The 17518-nt window shown below is 71.9% G+C and carries 19 protein-coding genes; 11 read left to right on the plus strand and 8 right to left on the minus strand.

Going from position 1 to position 17518, the window contains the following annotated elements; all coding sequences use genetic code 11:
- Nucleotides 1-273: 273 nt before the first annotated feature.
- Together AB0D57_RS38190 and AB0D57_RS38195 are read left to right on the plus strand one after the other, a co-directional pair.
- Nucleotides 274-1401 carry an alpha/beta fold hydrolase gene (locus AB0D57_RS38190; RefSeq protein ID WP_362084371.1) on the plus strand — a complete coding sequence of 376 codons (1128 nt, stop codon included), beginning with the start codon at nucleotides 274-276 and terminating at the stop codon, nucleotides 1399-1401.
- Nucleotides 1402-1890: 489 nt separating this feature from the next.
- Entirely contained in the window at nucleotides 1891-3294 is a 1404-nt protein-coding gene (locus AB0D57_RS38195; RefSeq protein ID WP_362084374.1) for a hypothetical protein, read from the plus strand.
- Between the two features lie 29 nt (nucleotides 3295-3323).
- Here AB0D57_RS38195 and AB0D57_RS38200 read toward each other — a convergent pair whose 3' ends face one another.
- A complete protein-coding gene (locus AB0D57_RS38200) occupies nucleotides 3324-3737 on the minus strand; it encodes a VOC family protein (RefSeq protein ID WP_362084377.1) in 414 nt (137 codons plus the stop codon).
- 130 nt (nucleotides 3738-3867) lie between these two features.
- Nucleotides 3868-4758: a neutral zinc metallopeptidase gene (locus AB0D57_RS38205; protein ID WP_362084380.1), complete on the minus strand. Its 891-nt coding sequence runs from the start codon at nucleotides 4756-4758 to the stop codon at nucleotides 3868-3870.
- Nucleotides 4759-4953: 195 nt separating this feature from the next.
- On the opposite strand from AB0D57_RS38205, the gene AB0D57_RS38210 reads away from it, so the two are divergent.
- From AB0D57_RS38210 to AB0D57_RS38225, 4 genes are all read left to right on the plus strand, one after another.
- Complete coding sequence (locus AB0D57_RS38210; protein ID WP_362084383.1) at nucleotides 4954-5988, plus strand: hypothetical protein; 1035 nt, start codon at nucleotides 4954-4956, stop codon at nucleotides 5986-5988.
- Between the two features lie 89 nt (nucleotides 5989-6077).
- Nucleotides 6078-7676 (plus strand): ABC-F family ATP-binding cassette domain-containing protein, encoded by a 1599-nt coding sequence (locus tag AB0D57_RS38215; RefSeq protein ID WP_362084386.1) that lies wholly within the window; start codon nucleotides 6078-6080, stop codon nucleotides 7674-7676.
- 373 nt (nucleotides 7677-8049) lie between these two features.
- On the plus strand, nucleotides 8050-8271 hold the full coding sequence (locus AB0D57_RS38220) for a helix-turn-helix domain-containing protein (RefSeq protein ID WP_006123601.1): 222 nt from the start codon (nucleotides 8050-8052) through the stop codon (nucleotides 8269-8271).
- Nucleotides 8272-8407: 136 nt separating this feature from the next.
- Nucleotides 8408-9199, plus strand: a complete 792-nt coding sequence (locus AB0D57_RS38225; RefSeq protein ID WP_362084389.1) for an enoyl-CoA hydratase/isomerase family protein — start codon at nucleotides 8408-8410, stop codon at nucleotides 9197-9199.
- A gap of 111 nt (nucleotides 9200-9310) precedes the next feature.
- Here the strand turns inward: AB0D57_RS38225 and AB0D57_RS38230 are convergent, their stop codons facing one another.
- On the minus strand, nucleotides 9311-10030 hold the full coding sequence (locus tag AB0D57_RS38230; protein ID WP_362084392.1) for a nucleopolyhedrovirus P10 family protein: 720 nt from the start codon (nucleotides 10028-10030) through the stop codon (nucleotides 9311-9313).
- A gap of 87 nt (nucleotides 10031-10117) precedes the next feature.
- Here AB0D57_RS38230 and AB0D57_RS38235 point away from each other — a divergent pair, with 87 nt between their 5' ends.
- Genes AB0D57_RS38235 through amaP form a run of 5 tightly spaced genes read left to right on the plus strand, consistent with a single transcriptional unit; the run spans nucleotide 10118 to nucleotide 12468 of the window.
- Nucleotides 10118-10600 carry an Asp23/Gls24 family envelope stress response protein gene (locus AB0D57_RS38235; protein WP_362084395.1) on the plus strand — a complete coding sequence of 161 codons (483 nt, stop codon included), beginning with the start codon at nucleotides 10118-10120 and terminating at the stop codon, nucleotides 10598-10600.
- 32 nt (nucleotides 10601-10632) lie between these two features.
- Entirely contained in the window at nucleotides 10633-10818 is a 186-nt protein-coding gene (locus AB0D57_RS38240) for a hypothetical protein (protein ID WP_362084398.1), read from the plus strand.
- A 17-nt stretch (nucleotides 10819-10835) separates the two neighbouring features.
- Complete coding sequence (locus tag AB0D57_RS38245) at nucleotides 10836-11210, plus strand: hypothetical protein (protein WP_362084401.1); 375 nt, start codon at nucleotides 10836-10838, stop codon at nucleotides 11208-11210.
- Nucleotides 11207-11884, plus strand: coding sequence for a DUF6286 domain-containing protein (locus AB0D57_RS38250; RefSeq protein ID WP_362084404.1), 678 nt, complete (start codon nucleotides 11207-11209; stop codon nucleotides 11882-11884). The genes AB0D57_RS38245 and AB0D57_RS38250 overlap by 4 nt, the downstream gene beginning before the upstream one ends.
- A gap of 5 nt (nucleotides 11885-11889) precedes the next feature.
- Complete coding sequence (amaP, locus tag AB0D57_RS38255) at nucleotides 11890-12468, plus strand: alkaline shock response membrane anchor protein AmaP (protein WP_362084407.1); 579 nt, start codon at nucleotides 11890-11892, stop codon at nucleotides 12466-12468.
- A 39-nt stretch (nucleotides 12469-12507) separates the two neighbouring features.
- Here the strand turns inward: amaP and AB0D57_RS38260 are convergent, their stop codons facing one another.
- The 5 genes from AB0D57_RS38260 to AB0D57_RS38280 all read right to left on the minus strand — a co-directional run bounded on the left by AB0D57_RS38260 (nucleotide 12508) and on the right by AB0D57_RS38280 (nucleotide 17496).
- Nucleotides 12508-13263 carry an SDR family oxidoreductase gene (locus tag AB0D57_RS38260; RefSeq protein WP_362084410.1) on the minus strand — a complete coding sequence of 252 codons (756 nt, stop codon included), beginning with the start codon at nucleotides 13261-13263 and terminating at the stop codon, nucleotides 12508-12510.
- Between the two features lie 14 nt (nucleotides 13264-13277).
- Nucleotides 13278-15065, minus strand: coding sequence for a glycoside hydrolase family 15 protein (locus tag AB0D57_RS38265; RefSeq protein ID WP_362084413.1), 1788 nt, complete (start codon nucleotides 15063-15065; stop codon nucleotides 13278-13280).
- A gap of 96 nt (nucleotides 15066-15161) precedes the next feature.
- A complete protein-coding gene (locus AB0D57_RS38270; protein ID WP_362084416.1) occupies nucleotides 15162-15953 on the minus strand; it encodes an SURF1 family protein in 792 nt (263 codons plus the stop codon).
- A 73-nt stretch (nucleotides 15954-16026) separates the two neighbouring features.
- Entirely contained in the window at nucleotides 16027-16260 is a 234-nt protein-coding gene (locus tag AB0D57_RS38275) for a hypothetical protein (RefSeq protein WP_078629285.1), read from the minus strand.
- Nucleotides 16261-16482: 222 nt separating this feature from the next.
- The gene (locus AB0D57_RS38280) at nucleotides 16483-17496 is read right to left on the minus strand and encodes a DEDDh family exonuclease (RefSeq protein WP_362084420.1); all 1014 of its coding nucleotides are present in this window, start codon (nucleotides 17494-17496) and stop codon (nucleotides 16483-16485) included.
- Nucleotides 17497-17518 lie beyond the last annotated feature (22 nt).

Consider the following 17518-nt stretch of genomic DNA (forward strand, 5'->3'; position numbering starts at 1 on the left):
AGTCGAGAGTGGGGGAGTCGTTGACCGACGACAACGCCGCAGATGGGCGTGCCAAGCCCCGCGTCTGCGGCATGATCCGCCGGACAGGCCCTAGGGGTGCGCCAACGCGCCGGTGTTCGCTCACTCGGCCGATGCGGGGTTCCCTCCGCCGTACCGGCGCGGCGGTGCGGGAGTGCCGTACCACCTGAGAACGAGCCCCCGGATCCGCCCGGAGAGTCATCCCGCCCCCCGCTCCCGCTGGCCGACGGCGGGCTGCCCCGGGAGACTGAACCCGTGCGTACAGTCAAAGCGACGGCCGCGGCCGTCACCGTAGCCCTGGGCGCGGCCGCAGCCTCCGTGGCGGCGGGCCGGTACGCCAGTGGCGCCGCACTGAAGGCGCCGTCCGGCAGACCGCTGCCCACCGAACCCCGGCTCACCGTGCACGCCACGGCCGCGGGTCAGATCACCCTCTCCCGGGACCTGGCCTCCCTGCGCCCGGGGACGTACGGCCTCGCCGGCGACGGCTCGCACGCGGTCGTCGGTCCCGTCCTGGACGCCGCACCCCACACCGCCGACACGGTCGTACGCCGCCTGGAACGCGTCACCCACGGCAGCCTCGAGCCCGGCGACAAGGTGTGGCTCACCCCGAACGTGCACATCGGCAACCCCAGCACGGCACTCGGCCTCGACCACGCCGACGTGGACATCCCCGGTGAGTTCGGCCCCCTGCCCGCCTGGTTCGTGCCCGGCATCCGCGACACCTGGGTGATCACGGTGCACGGCCTGGGCACCACTCGAGAACTCCCCATGAACGTGATGGAGTTCCTGCACCGCAGCCGGCTCCCCGTACTCGACCTCGCCTACCGCGGCGACCTCGGCGCACCCCGCTCCCCGGACGGCCTCGGCCACCTCGGCGAGACCGAGTGGCGCGACCTGGACGCGGCCCTGCGCTACGCCGTGCGCTACGGCGCCAAGGACGTCGTCCTGTACGGCTGGTCCATCGGCGCCACCATGGCCCTGCGCGCCGCCGCACGCTCCGCGCTGCGCGAGCGCATCTCCGGCCTCGTCCTGGACTCGCCGGTCCTCGACTGGGAGGCCACGCTGCGCGCCCTCGCCGCGGCCCGCCGCACCCCCAGCGTGCTGCTGCCTCTTGCGGTCCGCGCCGCCCAGGGCCGCACCGGACTGTACGGCGACCGCATCAAGGAGGCCGCCGACCCCGACCAGCTCAAGGTGCCGACCCTGGTGCTGCACGGTCCGGACGACACCATCGCCCCCTGGGTCTCCTCACGCCGCCTCGCCAAGCGCCGTCCGGACCTGGTCACCCTGCACACGGTCCCGCACGCCCCGCACGGCGCCATGTGGAACGCCGACCCGGCAGGCTACGAAGAAGCCCTGCGCCGCTTCTTCATCCCGCTGATGTAGACACCTCGTGGCCCGCGCCCGCGGACGTCCCGACGGTCCGGCTCCCGGCGTGCTGGTGGTCCTGCGGCCCGGCGATCCGGCTCCTGGCGTGCCGCTGGTCCTGCGTCCCGCTCCCGGCGCCCCGGTGGTCTGGCGGTCCGCCTCCCGGCATGACGTCCGGCGTCCCGGTGACCTGGCGGTCCTGTGTCCCGGCGGCCCGACGGTCCGGCAGCCCCGCGATTCCGTGTCCTGATGGTCCGGCGTCCTGGCGGCCGGTGCTCCGCGCCCCCGGAATGCGCCCCCCGCAGGGACCGTGAAGGACCGATCACCGTCCTTCACCCGGGGCTCCGGCGAAGCCGCCGCCGCGCTTCCGGTTCGGCCGCGGTCAACTCGTACGAGGCTTCGCTCACACGTGTCGAGCCCTCGCGGAACGCCGTGCATTGGCCACCTCCGTCGCCTGCTGTGACATTCCGTTTGGGTTTTCGGACCGTCAACCGGAAGACTGCACCCGTGACGTCCCGTAACCCGCGCGACTCCAGGCTCCGACTCGTCCGCCCGCGCCCCCTGGCTACCGCACCTCGAGCGGCGACCCAGCGCAGCTCGCGCCGACCCGCACCCCGGCCCCCCGAGGGCACCCCGCCGCCCACGGAACTGGCCCGCATGGCCCGCACCGGCCTGGCCGCTGCGGCCCGCGTCGCCCGCTGGGCCGACGCCGCCCTCGGCGCGGGGCGCGATGGCGCGACCCCCGACGACAAGGGCACTCTCTCCGACGCGACCGCGGAACGGGCCGCCGAGGAGCTGGGCCTGACCCCGGCTCAGGTCCGCGCGGACTGGGACACCGCGCGCCTCGCCGGCCTCGTCGAGGTGCACGGCGACATCGCCCGCCCCGGCTGGCGACTGCGCGCCTGGAACCGCGACGACAGCGCCGTACTGCGCGGCTGGGTCGCCCTCTTCGACGCCTGGTCTCTCGCCCATCCGGAGCCGGCCGACCGTGAGGTGTCCGCCGTCGCCGAGGTGGTCTCCGCGATGCCCCAGGTGCTCTCCTTCCTCCAGCTCTCCGCCGGGCCGGTCCCGGTGGAACAACTCCTCGACCTCCTCGAGCAGCGCGTCACCGAGCTGCGCACCGAGCGCTGCGAGATCCCGTACGGCCCCCAGCCGGAGCCCGCCCCGGACGCCACCGAGGCCGCGGACGCCCCGCTCGCCCCCCTCCTCGACTGGGCCCTGCACGCCCTCGCCTCGGTGGGCGCGCTCACCTGCGCCGACGGACAGGCCACGCTCACCCCGCTCGGCAGCTGGGCGGTCTGGGTCAAGCTCGAGCAGATCTGCGTCGCCGCGCAGAGCCCCGCCGGGAACATCGAGCAGCCCGCCGCGGACATGCTCCGCGGCTGCGCCCAGCTGCGACCGAACGCGGCTCGCGCCGAGTACCGTGCCTGGCTCGCCGCCCGACCCGTCGGCAGTGCCGTCACCGAGCTCCTCGAGGCCGCCCGCGGCGAGGACGCCCTCACCCGCGGCCTCGCCTTCGAGGCGCTGCGCGTGGTCGGCGCCCCCGCCGAACCCGACGTGCGCGCCGTGGCCGAGGTGATCTCGCTGCGCCCCTATGCCCTGCTGTGGCTGGCCGAGCACGACGGCCACGACCCCGAGGACGCCCACGAGGTGCTCACCCGCGAAGAGGCCACCTGGCTCTGGGTCGACACCGCCGCCGCCGTCGCCGACCACGGTGAGGCCCCGCTCCTCGTGCGCCACCTGGAGTCCGCGGTGCAGCCCACCGTGCCCGCGCTCCTCGACGAGGTGCGCGCCGTGGGCCATCCCCGCACTGTCCAGGTACTGGTCGCGCTCGCCGCCGCCCACCCGGACCCGGCGCTCGCCAAGGCCGTACGCCGAGCCGCCTTCCAGGTGCACACCGGGGGCAACTAGGACATGTCCGGCCGGACAGAGCTGCCCCGTCAGCCCGCTATCTCGGGGGCGTACGTGCCGAAGCTCCAGATGTTGCCCTCGGCGTCCCGGGCCATGTAGTCACGCGAGCCGTAGTCCTGGTCCGTCGGGGGCATCAGGATCTCCACGCCGTGGTCCACGGCGTGCTGGTGGTGTGCGTCGACATCGTCCACGACGATGTACACCCCACAGGGCCCCGCGCTCTTCATCGCCTCGTCGAAGCGACCGCCCCGGCCCTTGGAGCCGAGCATGATCGCACCATTGCCCTGCACCAGCTCGGCGTGCAGCACCGAGCCGTCCTCGCCTTCGTACACGGACTGTTCGCTGAAGCCGAAGGCCTCGGTGAGCTGCCTGATCGCCGCCTTCGCGTCCACGTACAACAGTGTCGGGTAGATGCTCGGGCGCCCGCCCTCCATGCCTGCCATGCCGATCACTCCTTCTCGTCTCGCGGCCGGGACCTGTCCTGCCGTCAAAGCCCGTCCCACCGCCGGAATGTCACCCGCTGCCCAGTCTTGCACCGGGCACTGACAACGCCCCGCCGAGCGAACGCACCGGTCAGCGGAAGGTGTTGCACTGCGCCATGTCGCCGGTGCGATAGCCCTGGTAGAACCACTGCTGCCGCTGCGCCGCCGAGCCGTGAGTCCAGGTCTCCGGGGTCACCCGGCCCTGGAACCTCTCCTGGATCCGGTCGTCACCGACGTCCCCCGCCGCGTTCAGGCCGTCGCGGATGTCGGCGGCCGTGAGGTCGGTGATCAGCGGCCTGCCCGTCGACTCGTCCTTCGTCGTCGTCGCGTGGTGCGCCCACACCCCGGCGTAGCAGTCGGCCTGCAGCTCCAACCGCACCGAGTTGCTGTTCGCCCCCGTGACGCCGCTCTGGGCCCTGCCCAGGGTCCCCATCAGGTCCTGCACGTGGTGCCCGTACTCGTGGGCCACCACGTACGCCTGCGCGAACGGCCCGCCCGTGGAGCCGAACTTGGTGCGCAGATCGTCGAAGAAGCCCAGGTCCAGATAGACCTTGCGGCCGGCGGGGCAGTAGAAGGGCCCGACCGCAGAGGTCGCGGTGCCGCACGCGGTGGCGACCCGCTGGTTGAAGAAGACCGTCGGCGACCGCGTGTACGTACCGCCGCGCCGCCGGAACTCCTCCGCCCAGAAGTCCTGCACGCTGTTGACGACCGCCACGATGCGGCAGTCCTCCCTGGTGTTCGCGTCCTGTCCGGTCCGGCAGCTCTGCTGGACCTGGGCGAGCGAGGAGGAGGTCGCCGCGGGCTGGTCGTTGTCGGAGGAGAGGCCGAGCTGGTCCGGCCCGACCCCGAAGAAAAGCCCCAGGAGCAGGGCGATCAGACCGGCGATGCCGCCGCCGACGGTCGCCTTGCCGCCGGGAATCCGACTGCCGCGCGCATCCTGCACCTCGGAGGTGTCCAGGTCTGCGTCGTCGTCGAACTGCATGGGCACACCACCCTTTGCGTACGTGTGCGTACGTCGCTCTGTGGCGCCATCCTCGTACGCACCCCGGGCCCCGGCGCCGGGCGGAGGTCCGAACGGGGGACGCGTCGGCGGTCCGCCGTGTCCTGACGGCCGTTCCGGCCGCCCGCGCCTACGCTCTCCGCCTGATTCGTGGGCCGTGGTGGCGAAAGGGGCAAAGTGATCGCAGTGCCGTTCGAGGCGACAGATGCCAGACCGGCCGTCCCGCCGACCACGGACACCGAGGCAGCCGCCCGTCCCGAGGCCGTCACGGAGACCGCGACCGTCACGAGCACCGCGACTGTCACGAACACCGAGGCCGTCACGGAGACCGCGACCGTCACGAGCACCGCGACCGTCACGAGCACCGCGACTGTCACGAGCACCGTGACTGTCACGAACACCGAGGCCGTCACGAACACGGAGGCCGTCACGGACGTCGAGACCGTCACGGACGCCGTGGCCAGCGCGTACACCGAGGCCGCACGGATCCCGGCCCCCGCCCCCCGCCGCCGTACGGCTCGTGCGCTTCTGCCCGTCGCCCTCACCCTGCTCCTCGCCGCTCCCCTCCTCAACGCGGCCCACGAAGCCCGCCGCGCCCCCTACGGAGACCGCCTCACGGTCCACGCGCGCGTGGAGCACGCGCACGCCGTACAGCGGCCCCCGCTGCGGACGACGAGAGCCACCGTCGAGGCCTACGACGATGCGACCGGTCACCCCCGTTGGACCTACGCCCGCGAAGGCCGCCGTCCGCTCGCCGTGCTCCCCGCGCGCGAGCACGCGATCACCCTCTGGGACGACGGACTGGTCACCGACACCGCGCGCGGCAACGGCGGCGTGCGCTGGCACCGGGCCCTGCCCGGGCTCGTCCGGTGGCTCGCCGACCACGAGGCGACCGGCGTGCTGCGGCCCCTGGGCGCCCACATGCTCGCCGTGGTCACTCCCCAGCGCATCGCCGGCTACCGCATCGCCGACGGCGATCTGCGCTGGAGCCTGCCCGCCCGCCCCGGCTGCGCCTTCGCCCCCGCGCGTGCGGTACGTCACTCCGGCGCTCTCCTGATCGCCCAGCCCTGCGCCACCGCCGACGTCTGGACCACGGAGCTCGTCGCCGTGGATGACCTGGGCGGAATCGCCCCGGGCCGCGAACCGCTGGGCAATGAGCGTCACAGTGCGGAACCCCCGCACACAGGAAAAGTGGTTGCACGGCCCCGTTAGACTTGGCCCATGGCCTGTCTCCTCGCGCAATAGACGGCGGGAACGTCCTCAGCCGCCCATCCCGCCAACCCCTGCCCTGGAGTCTGTCCGTGATCTCCGCCTCCGGTATCGAGCTGCGCGCCGGCGCCCGCATCCTCATCGAGTCCGCCACCTTCCGTATCGCCAAGGGCGACCGCATCGGCTTGGTCGGCCGCAATGGCGCGGGCAAGACGACCCTCACCAAGGTTCTCGCCGGTGAGGGCATCCCCGCCGGCGGCACCGTCGCCCGCTCCGGCGAGGTCGGCTATCTGCCGCAGGACCCGCGCACCGGCGACCTCGACGTCCTGGCCCGCGACCGCATCCTCTCCGCGCGCGGCCTGGACGTACTGCTGCGCAAGATGCGCGAGAACGAACAGCGCATCGCCAACGGCTCGGGCGCCACCCGAGACAAGGCGATGCGGCAGTACGAGCGCCAGGAGACGGAGTTCCTCACCAAGGGCGGCTACTCCGCCGAGGCCGAGGCCGCCACCATCGCCGCCGCGCTCAACCTGCCCGACCGCGTGCTCGGCCAGCCGCTGCACACGCTCTCCGGAGGTCAGCGCCGCCGTGTCGAGCTGGCCCGCATCCTGTTCTCGGACGCCGACACGCTCCTGCTCGACGAGCCGACCAACCACCTCGACGCCGACTCGATCGTCTGGCTGCGCGACTACCTGAAGACCTACCGCGGCGGCTTCATCGTGATCTCCCACGACGTCGACCTCGTCGAGACGGTCGTCAACAAGGTCTTCTACCTGGACGCCAACCGCGCCCAGATCGACGTCTACAACATGGGCTGGAAGCTCTACCAGCAGCAGCGCGAGGCCGACGAGAAGCGCCGCAAGCGCGAGCGGCAGAACGCCGAGAAGAAGGCCGCCGCGCTGAACTCGCAGGCGGACAAGATGCGCGCCAAGGCCACCAAGACGGTGGCCGCGCAGAACATGGCCAAGCGTGCCGACAAGCTGCTGGCCGGCCTCGAGGCGGTCCGCGTCTCCGACAAGGTCGCCAAGCTGCGCTTCCCGGAGCCCGCGCCCTGCGGCAAGACCCCGCTGATGGCCGAGGGCCTGTCGAAGTCGTACGGCTCGCTGGAGATCTTCACCGACGTCGACCTGGCCATCGACAAGGGCTCACGCGTGGTCATCCTGGGCCTCAACGGCGCCGGCAAGACGACCCTGCTGAAGCTGCTCGGCGGCGCCGAGCAGCCCGACACCGGCGAGGTCATCGAGGGGCACGGTCTCAAGCTCGGCTACTACGCCCAGGAGCACGAGACCCTCGACCCCGAGCGCACGGTCCTGGAGAACATGCGTTCCGCCGCGCCCGACCTCGACCTGGTCGAGGTCCGCAAGACGCTCGGCTCGTTCCTGTTCTCCGGCGACGACGTCGACAAGCCCGCCGGAGTCCTCTCCGGCGGCGAGAAGACCCGGCTCGCGCTCGCGACCCTCGTGGTCTCCTCCGCGAACGTCCTCCTCCTCGACGAGCCCACGAACAACCTCGACCCGGCCAGCCGCGAGGAGATCCTCGGCGCGCTGCGCACCTACAAGGGCGCCGTGGTCCTCGTCACCCACGACGAGGGCGCCGTCGAGGCGCTCCAGCCGGAGCGGATCATCCTGCTGCCGGACGGCGTCGAGGACCTGTGGGGCGCCGACTACGCGGACCTGGTGGCCCTCGCCTGAGCCGGGACACCGTTTCGCCGGGCGTCAGCCAGGCGTGATCGAATGGCTGATCCACTGCGTATGGATCATTCGGCCGATCCGTGATCCATCATCTGTGTGAGATCTCCTCGTACCGAGGTGTGTCCTACATCGATTTCGCGGCCGAGCCCTTTACCCCCAAGGGCTCGGCCGTCTCGCGTCGCTGACCTGGTACTTCGTGGATCAACCCGTTCGGTCGTACGGACAGAGGCGCCCGGAACCTTTGATTCCACTTGTGGGGACGGGCTCCTGTCGTCAAAACCTTGTCTCACGGACCTTGCCGAATGGGTGGCCATGGAGCCCTTGAGGGGTGATCATGAGAAGTCCAGAGCGCACTTCCCATGAGGAGGCACGGGTGGCCGAGACTCTGAAGAAGGGCAGCCGGGTGACCGGCGCCGCGCGCGACAAGCTCGCGGCAGACCTGAAGAAGAAGTACGACTCCGGTGCGAGCATCCGAGCGCTGGCCGAAGAAACCGGCCGCTCGTATGGCTTCGTGCACCGGATGCTCAGCGAATCGGGCGTCACGCTCCGAGGGCGTGGCGGAGCGACGCGGGGCAAGAAGGCCGCCTCGGCCTGAGGCCGGGCGTCCCCATCGGCTTCGGTGGTGACCACCCGGCCGGTCGGTTGATCGGCCGGGTGGTTACTGTGCAGTCACTTAGGTGCGTCCCTCGTGGGTACGCGCCTGATCCGGCCGCACTCATCGGAGGCACCCCATGGCTTCGCTCGACCCTGTACTCGACAAGGACGGCGTACGGCTCACCGTCGACGACGCGATCGCCACGGTGACGCTGACCAACCCGGCCAAGCGCAACGCCCAAAATCCTGCTCTGTGGCGGGCGTTGACGCAAGCCGGACGGTCACTGCCGGGCTCCGTCCGTGTGGTGGTGCTGCGTGCCGAGGGCAAGTCGTTCTCGGCCGGGCTCGACCGGCAGGCGTTCACGCCCGAGGGCTTCGACGGCGAGCCGTCGTTCATCGACCTCGCGCGCGGCGCCGACGCCGAGCTCGACGCGACCATCGCCGAGTACCAGGAGGCGTTCACCTGGTGGCGGCGCAGCGACATCGTGTCCGTCGCCGCCGTCCAGGGGCATGCCATCGGTGCGGGTTTCCAACTCGCGCTCGCGTGTGACCTGCGCGTCGTCTCGGACGACGTGCAGTTCGCCATGCGCGAGACCAGCCTGGGGCTGGTGCCCGACCTCACGGGGACGCATCCGCTGGTGAGCCTGGTGGGATACGCCCGCGCGCTCGAAATCTGCGCCACGGGTCGATTCGTCCTGGCCGAGGAGGCCGAGCGCACCGGTCTGGCCAACCTCGCCGTGCCCGTCGAACAGCTCGACGACGCGGTACGGGACCTTGCCGCGGCGCTGTTGTCCGCGCCTCGGGACGCGGTCATCGAGACGAAGGCGTTGTTGCGGGGGGCGCAGGGGCGGTCGTACGAGGAGCAGCGGGTTGCCGAGCGGGCGGCGCAGGCGCGGAGGCTGCGGGACCTTGCGGGCGTGGGGGACTGAGGGCGTCCTTTTGGCAACTGAGGGCGTCTTTTGGCTGCGGGGCGGTGCAGGCTGGTCGCGGCCGTCGGCGGTGCCGTACAGGTCACAGCCCCGCACCCTTTACGGGGTGCTTCAGTGCACGGCTGTCACGAGCACAGTCACCGACGACGTGTCCGTGACGGCCGTCCGGACTGCCCGTGCCACCTCCACCGCCCTTTCGTTCGCCGAGACGGCCAGTTCGATGCGGACATGGCGGCGGGGCAGGGCGGTGTCGCCGCCCGGCGCGTCCTCGATGTGGACCGGGCGGCCCAGGGTGTTCGTCAGGTGGAGCACGCCTGGTACGGACAGGGCGGCGGCCGCCGCACGCGACTCCTCGGGGTCCTTCGGCTCGGCGGCCGGCCGCGGGTCATCGGGGCGTACGGCGACGGGGGGCTCCTCCTCGTCGAGCAGTTCCGTCACCCGTAGGTCCACCTCCGTGACCGTCAGGCCGAGACGTTCCGTCGCTGCCGCGGCCAGGGTCAGGCGGAGGCGGGCCGCCGTGGTGGGGAGAGGCTCGACGTCCTGGGCCGTCGGGTTCGTCGAGGCGGTGAACTCGGCGGTGACGCGGAGTGGACCGGGTGGCAGTGCGCCGGGCGGAGGCGGTACGACGGGGTCGGACACCTGGTCCGGGTCCGTGAGGGAGATCCGGAGCGCGCCGAGGCGGATGCCGCGCAGGCCGGCCGCCGCGCGTCGTAGTACCGCCTCGGCCGCCCTCTCCGTGATCCACGCGCCGTCGTGCGGGAGTCCCAGGGGGAGAAGGCGCCCCAGCCGGAGTTGCTGCCGTACCGCTTGCGTCCATCGGTCCGCCGTCATTCCTCCAGCCTGCCGCATCCACGGCGCGAGACGGCGCACCCCCGCTTACTGTGGCGACAGGGGCACGACCGAAAGGGACGTACGGCGATGACCGACATGACGGAGCCGAACCGGACGCAGAACCCCGAGGGCGAGAAGGAGTCGCCTCAGACCCGCAAGCCCACCAGGCGGGGCGGCGGTGATCCCGCGGGCCGGGGGCGGACCACGATCGCCGACGGAGTCGTGGAGAAGATCGCCGGGCTCGCCGCCCGGGAGGTCCTCGGCGTGTATGCGATGGGCAGCGGGCTGAGCCGGACCTTCGGGGCGGTGCGCGACCGGGTGCCGGGCGGCTCGAAGTCCGTCAGCAGGGGCGTGAAGGCCGAGGTCGGGGAGACGCAGACCGCACTCGACCTGGAGATCGTCGTCGAGTACGGCGTGTCGATCGCGGATGTCGCCCGCGCCGTCCGCGAGAACGTCATCGCCGCTGTCGAGCGCATGGCGGGTCTTGAGGTCGTCGAGGTCAATATTGCGGTGAGTGATGTGAAGCTTCCCGAGGAAGAAGAAGAGGAGCCGGAGTCGCGGCTCCAGTGACCGGCCGGCCACCGAACAGTTGAGGAGCGCACATGAGCTTGGCCGTGATCGGCATGATCGCCGGAATGGCGTTGGGCTTCGCTGGATACTTCGGGGGCTTTGGGGCCTTCCTTCTGGTGGCTGCCCTGGGTGCCGTCGGCTTCGTCGTCGGGCGGTTCCTCGAAGGGGATCTGGATCTCGGTAACTTCTTCCGTCCTCGCGACGACCGGCGACGGTGACCGTGACGGTGACGCCCGTGACCGGTCGGCTCGGGGAGGCCCGGCGGCCCGAGACGGCCGTCGCGGCGGCCGAGCGCGGCGCGACCCGGATCGCCGACCGGGTCGTGGCGAAGATCGCCGCGCAGGCGGCCCGTGAGGCACTGGAGACGCTGCCCCCCGACGCCATGCCCCCGCACGCGACGGTCGCCGTCCACCACGGCAGCGCCCGCATCCGCGTCCAGCTCGAACTCGACTACCCCTCCGACGTCGGTGGCCGCTGCCAGGCGGTGCGTCGCCATGTCGCTCAGCGGGTAAGGGCGTTGGCGGGGATGGAAGTGCCGGAGGTGACCGTCCAGGTGGAGCGGCTGCACCTGGCACCGACGCCCGGCACGGCACAGGGGAGGACGCAATGAGCGAGCCCCAGGGCTCCGACAGCACCACCCGACGCATGCCTGTCATGGAGAAGGAGGCCGCGAGCGAGCTCGGCCAGTCCGCCTCCGCGGCCGCCTACGACCCCTTGCCCACCGCCGCCGACGAGGACGGCGGCCAGGGCAGGTTCTGGTCGGTGCGCCGGGTCCCCGCCGGGATCGTCGCGCTGCTGCTCCTGGCCGGGGCGGGCGTCCTCCTGTACGACATCGCCGCCGTACGCGCCGACCAGCCCGCCATGCACTGGCGCAGGTCCCTCGCCCGGCAGCTTGCCGAACGCCCCCTCGACGACACCTGGGTGCTCGTCGGCGCCGGGGTCGCGGCGGCCGTCGGGCTCTTGCTGATCGTCCTCGCGGTGACGCCGGGGCTGCGCGGCATCCTGCCGATGCGGCGCGTCCACCCCGACGTACGGGCCGGTCTGGACCGGGACGCCGCCGCGACGGCACTGCGCGACCGGGCCATGGAGGTCTCCGGGGTGCGATCGGTCCGGGTCCGGACGAGACGGACCAAGGTCGATGTCCGCGCGGTCTCGCACTTCCGCGAACTCGACGACGTACGCGCCGACTTGGACGCCGCGCTCGCCGACGGGATCCGGGGGCTCGGGCTCGCCCGGCCGCCCGCCCTGTCGGTGCACGTGGTGCGCCCCGGACGGAAGGGGTGAGCGCGGTGCTCAGGATCGTCAACCGCGTACTGCTCGGGATCGTAGGTCTGGCGCTGGTCCTCCTCGGCGGTTCCGTGCTCGCCGTGGGCCTCGGTGTGCGGCCGCCCTCGTGGTGGATCCACGACGGACGGCGCGATGTGCTGCTGAGCGAGGCCGAGCGGACCCGGTGGCGGGACGACGGCTGGTGGTGGCCGACCGTCCTCGCCGTCCTCGCGGTTCTCGTGCTGCTCGCCCTGTGGTGGCTGTCGGCCGTGCTGCGGCGGCGTCGGCTCGCGGAGGTGCTCGTCGATACGGGCGACGGCGAGGGGGCGCTGCTGCGCGGGCGTGCCCTGGAGGGCGTACTGGCCGATGAGGCCGGGCGGTTGGACGGCGTCGAGCGGGCACAGGTCCAGCTGACCGGGCGGCGCAGCACCCCTGGGGCACGGATGCGGCTCCTGCTGGAACCTCATGTGGACCCCGGGCAGGCGCTGCACCTGCTGACGACGGAGGCACTCGCGCACGCGCGGGACTCGGCGGGCCTCGCCGCGCTCCCCGCGGAGGTACGCCTCCGCGGGGTCAAGCACCGGGCCGAGCGGGTGAGTTGACCGCGATCGCATCGAAGGGATCGATCGAGGTGAAAGGGTCTAGAACCCGTTCCGCACGCCGCCGTCCACCGGCAGCATGAGGCCCGTCAGATACGACGCCGCCGGTGAGAGCAGAAACGCGGCCGTGCGGCCGAACTCCTCCGGGGTGCCGTAGCGGCGCAGCGGGATACGGGCCTCGTTGGCAGCCCGGGTGGCCTCCGGGTCGGCGGGAAGGCCGTCCAGCTCGCGCACGCGGTCCGTGTCGATACGGGCCGGAAGCAGGCCGACGACGCGGATGCCGCGCGGGCCCAGCTCGTCCGCGAGGGACTTGGCGAAGCCCGCGAGGCCCGGGCGCAGACCGTTGGAGATGGTCAACCCCGGGATCGGCTCGTGCACCGAGCCGGACAGGACGAAGCCGATGACACCGCCCTCGCCGAGCTCGGCGGCCGCCGCTCGGGCCAGCCGGACCGCGCCCAGGAAGACGGACTCGAACGCGGCCGTCCACTGCTCGTCCGTGTTGTCCGCGACGAACCCCGGCGGCGGGCCGCCGACGCTGATCAGAATGCCGTCGAATCCGCCGAAGTGCTCGCGAGCCGCAGCGATCAGCCGGGCCGGGGTCCCCGGGTCGGCGTTGTCGGCGGCCACCCCGACCGCGTTCGGGCCGAGCGTGGACGCCGCGTCGGCGGCCGTCTTCTCGTCCCGCCCGGTGATGATCACCTTCGCGCCGTCGGCGGTGAGCTCCCGCGCGGCGGCGTTGCCCAGGCCACGGGTGGCTCCCGTGACGACGTACACCCGGTCCTTCAGTCCAAGATCCATGCCCCCATCCTCCCCTATCCGGTTTTCCCGCCCCCGAACAGGTTGAGGGCGGTCCCCACCAGGCCGAGGTGGCTGAACGCCTGCGGGAAGTTTCCGAGCTGGCGGCGTGCGACGGGGTCGTACTCCTCGGACAGCAGCCCCACGTCGTTGGCGAGCCCGATCAGCCGCTCGAACAGCGCGAGCGCCTCCTGCGTACGGCCCGTCAGATGCAGCGCGTCCGCGAGCCAGAACGAGCAGACGAGGAAGGCGCCCTCGCCGCCCGGCAGCCCGTCGATGTCGGTCCCCTCGTCGCTGTAGCGGCGCAGCAGGAAGCGGTCGCGTTCGAGATCCGCGCGCACCGCGTCGATGGTGCCGACGACCCGTGGATCGTCGGCCGGCAGGAAGTCGACGCGCGGGATGAGCAGCAGGGAGGCGTCCAGTTCGCGTGAACCGTAGAACTGCGTGAAGGTGTTCCGCTCGGCGTCGAAACCGCGCTCGCACACCTCCTGATGCACCTCTTCGCGCATCGTGCGCCAGCCGTCCAGGTCGCCGGTGAGCGTCGAGTCGCTCTCCAGCGCGCGTACGGCGCGGTCCGCGGCCACCCACGCCATCACCTTCGAGTACACGAAGTGCCGACGCGGGCCGCGTACCTCCCAGATCCCCTCGTCCGGCTGCCGCCAGGCCGTCCGCAGGAACTCCATCAGGGCGACCTGCAGCCGCCACATGTGCGGCTTGGAGGGCAGGCCCGAACGCCGGGCCAGCGAGAGCGAGTCGATGACCTCGCCGTACACGTCCAGTTGCAACTGCTTCACGGCTTCGTTGCCGATCCGGACCGGATACGAGCGGGCGAAGCCGGGCAGCCACGGCAGCTCGAACTCGGGCAGCCGGCGTTCGCCGGAGAGGCCGTACATGATCTGCAGGTCCGCCGGGTCGCCCGCGACCGCGCGCAGCAGCCAGTCGCGCCAGGCCTCGGCCTCCTCGTGGTACCCGGCCGACAGGAGCGCGTCGAGGGTGAGCGTGGAGTCACGCAGCCAGCAGTAGCGGTAGTCCCAGTTGCGCAGGCCGCCGAGTTCCTCCGGGAGCGAGGTGGTCGGGGCGGCCACGATGCCGCCGGTCGGCGCGTAGGTGAGGGCCTTGAGGGTGATGAGGGAGCGGACGACGGCGTCCCGGTGCGGACCGTCGTAACGGCAGCGCGCCGCCCATGCCTGCCAGTCGTCGACGCTGGAGCGCAGCGCCTCGTACGGGTCGACGAGCGGTGGGCGCGACTCGTGCGAGGGATGCCAGGTCAGTACGAAGGCGACCTGCTCGCCCGGCTCCACGGTGAACTCCGAGTGCGTACAGAAGTCCTTGCCCCAGGTGCGTACCTCGGGATGGCTGCGCAGCCACACCGAGTCGGGGCCCGCGACGGCCACCCGGTGGCCGTCCGCCCTGCGCATCCACGGCACGACCGAGCCGTAGTCGAAGCGCAGCCGCAGGGTGCTGTGCACCGTCACCCGGCCGCTGAGGCCTTCGATGATGCGGACGAGATCGGGCGCGTGTTCGCGCTGCGGCATGAAGTCGGTGACGCGGACCGCGCCCTCGTCCGTCTCCCACTCGGAGTCGAGCACCAGCGTGTCCGGCCGGTAGGCGCGCCGGGTGCAGGGGCCCGCGCCCGTGGGTGCGATGTGCCAGTGGCCGTTCTCCTCGTCGCCCAGCAGCGCGGCGAAGCAGGCCGCCGAGTCGAACCGTGGCAGACAGAGCCAGTCGATGGACCCGCCCCGGCCCACCAGAGCGGCGGTCTGTTCGTCCCCGATGAGCGCGTAGTCCTCGATACGTGGGTGCACGTGGGGCGAGTTCCCGGCGGGAGCCGGGGTCAATCTGCGCGGGGGCCGACCGGGTGACGTGGGGGCCGGGTGCGGGGGGCGGTTCGAGACGCCGAGCTACACGGCTGCCGTGGCCGGCTCCCGAGAGACCTCCGACGCGGCGGCTGCCGCCCGGTCGCGGCGCTCGCGGCGGACGAGGATGATCCAGCCCACGGGCACGCCCGCAGAGAAGAGCCACCACTGGATCGCGTACGCCATGTGCGGACCGATGTCGTTGTGCTCGGGGTCGGGGATCAGCTCGGGGGAGTCGCCCTTGGTCTCGGGCGCGGTCTGCTCGATGTAGCCGCCGAGGACCTGCTTGCCGAGGCTCTTCGCCTGCTGCTCGCTGTCGATCAGCATGACCTGGCGGTCGGGCAGTCCCTGGACGTTCTTGATGCCGCTGCGGCCGGTCGTCTCGTCCGGCATCAGTCGCCCGGTGACGGTGATCTCGCCCTGCGCGGGAGCCGGGATCTTCGGGAACGCGGTCTGCGAGCCGTTGGAGGGGACCCAGCCCCGGTTGACGATCAGCACCCGGCCGTCGTCCAGGACGAACGGGGTCAGGACGTGGTAGCCGACCTCGCCGTCGGCGTTCGTACGACGCCGTACGACGACCTCGTCCGCGGTGTCGAACGTGCCCCTCGCGGTCACCCGGCGGTACAGGTCCTCGTGCTCGACGTGCTGCCCCGGCGCGGTGAGCGACTCGGCGGGCACCGGATCGGCCGCCAGCGACTGCGAGATCACCTCGTTCAGCGCGACCTTGTGCTCATGACGGTGTAGCTGCCAGAAGCCCAGCCGGATCATCGTCGGGATGAGCAGGAGCGTCACAAGGGTGAGGATCACCCATTGCCGGGACAACAGGAAGCGGTACACGCCATTGACGGTACCCCGCACCAATTGGCCCTCGACGGGAGGGTCCCGTCGAGGGCCACACCCCCGTGTGCGCTCACACCTTGTCGATGATTCCCACCTTCCCCTCCGCGCGGGCGCAGTGGGCGCCGCAGAACCAGTGGCCCTCGACCTCGACCCCTTGGCCGATGATCTGGACGCGACAGTGCTCGCAGATGGGGGCCATCCGGTGGATCGCGCAGGAGAAACAGTCGAAGACGTGCACCGAGCCCTGTGCGTGCACCTCGAAGGTCATGCCGTAGTCATTGCCGCAAACTTCACATCTCGCCATGCGCCACAGGGTGGGGCGTCGGCGCGGCGCGGGCTAGCGAGCGCCGGGCGAGTCGTCCGCCAATCACCCGTACGCGCCTGCCGCCCGTCAGCGGTCCTCACGTCACGTCAGGGCCCCGGTCGCGTCGGCAGCCTCGGTGGCGTCGGCGGCCCCGGCCATGGGCGGCCTCGGTCACGCCGGCGGCCCCGGCCATGGGTGATCTCGGCCATGCCGGCGGCCCGGTCACTTCTGTGACGCGGGCTCCACATCCCGCAGCAGTTGGCCGAACGCCGCCTCGTCGATCACCGGCGTCCCGAACTGCCTGGCCTTGACCACCTTGGACGTACTGGAGTCCGGATCGTTCGTGACGAGCAGGCTGGTCAGCCGGGACAGGCTCGTCGCGACATGCAGCCCGGCCTCGACGGCGCGGTCCTCCAGCAGCTCGCGGTCGACGGACGTGTCCCCGGAGAAGGCGACCCGCATGCCCTGCTTGAGCGGTTTGCCCTCTTCGTAACGGCCTGGGTTGGGATAGGGGCATGCGGGGCGTTTGCGCGAGGGGCGCCAGCTTCCGGACGGGTATCCACCGGACGAGTAACCGCTGGGCGAGTAGCCACCGGACTGCCGCCCGATCCGCGGTGCCGCGGCGCTGTCGGACCACTCCTTGAGCGGCCGGCACTCCAACAACGGCAGCCGGACCCCGTCGCGCGCGGCGGCCCGCAGACTCGGCCGGAACGCCTCGGCCAGCACGCGCGCGTCGTCCAGCGCGTGGTGCGCCCGCTGCTGTACGACGCCGAAGTGCGCGGCCAGCGACTCCAGCTTGTGGTTGGGCAGCGGAAGGTTCAGCTCCTTGGCGAGCGCGATGGTGCACAGCCGCTGGCGGACCGGCGCCTCACGCTCCGCGCGCGCGTACTCCCGGGCGATCATCGACCAGTCGAAGACCGCGTTGTGCGCGACGAGCACGCGGTCGGCGAGCCGGTCGGCGAACTCCTCGGCGATGTCCTGGAAGAGCGGGGCACCTTCGAGCATGTCGCTCGTCAGACCGTGGATCCACACCGGGCCCGGGTCGCGCTCCGGGTTGACCATCGTGTACCAGTGGTCCTCGACCTCGCCGCGCGCGTCCAGCCGGTAGACGGCGGCCGAGATGATCCGGTCGTCCCGGGCGAGGCCGGTGGTCTCCACGTCGACGACCGCGTACCCCTGCGGATACGCGGCCGGCCAGGAGGCTGGGGACGCTGCGGTCGTCAGGTCTTCGAGCATGGTCACTGAGGATACGGGCCGC

Source organism: Streptomyces sp. NPDC048275 (genome assembly GCF_040652275.1).
Taxonomy (GTDB): Bacteria; Actinomycetota; Actinomycetes; order Streptomycetales; family Streptomycetaceae; genus Streptomyces.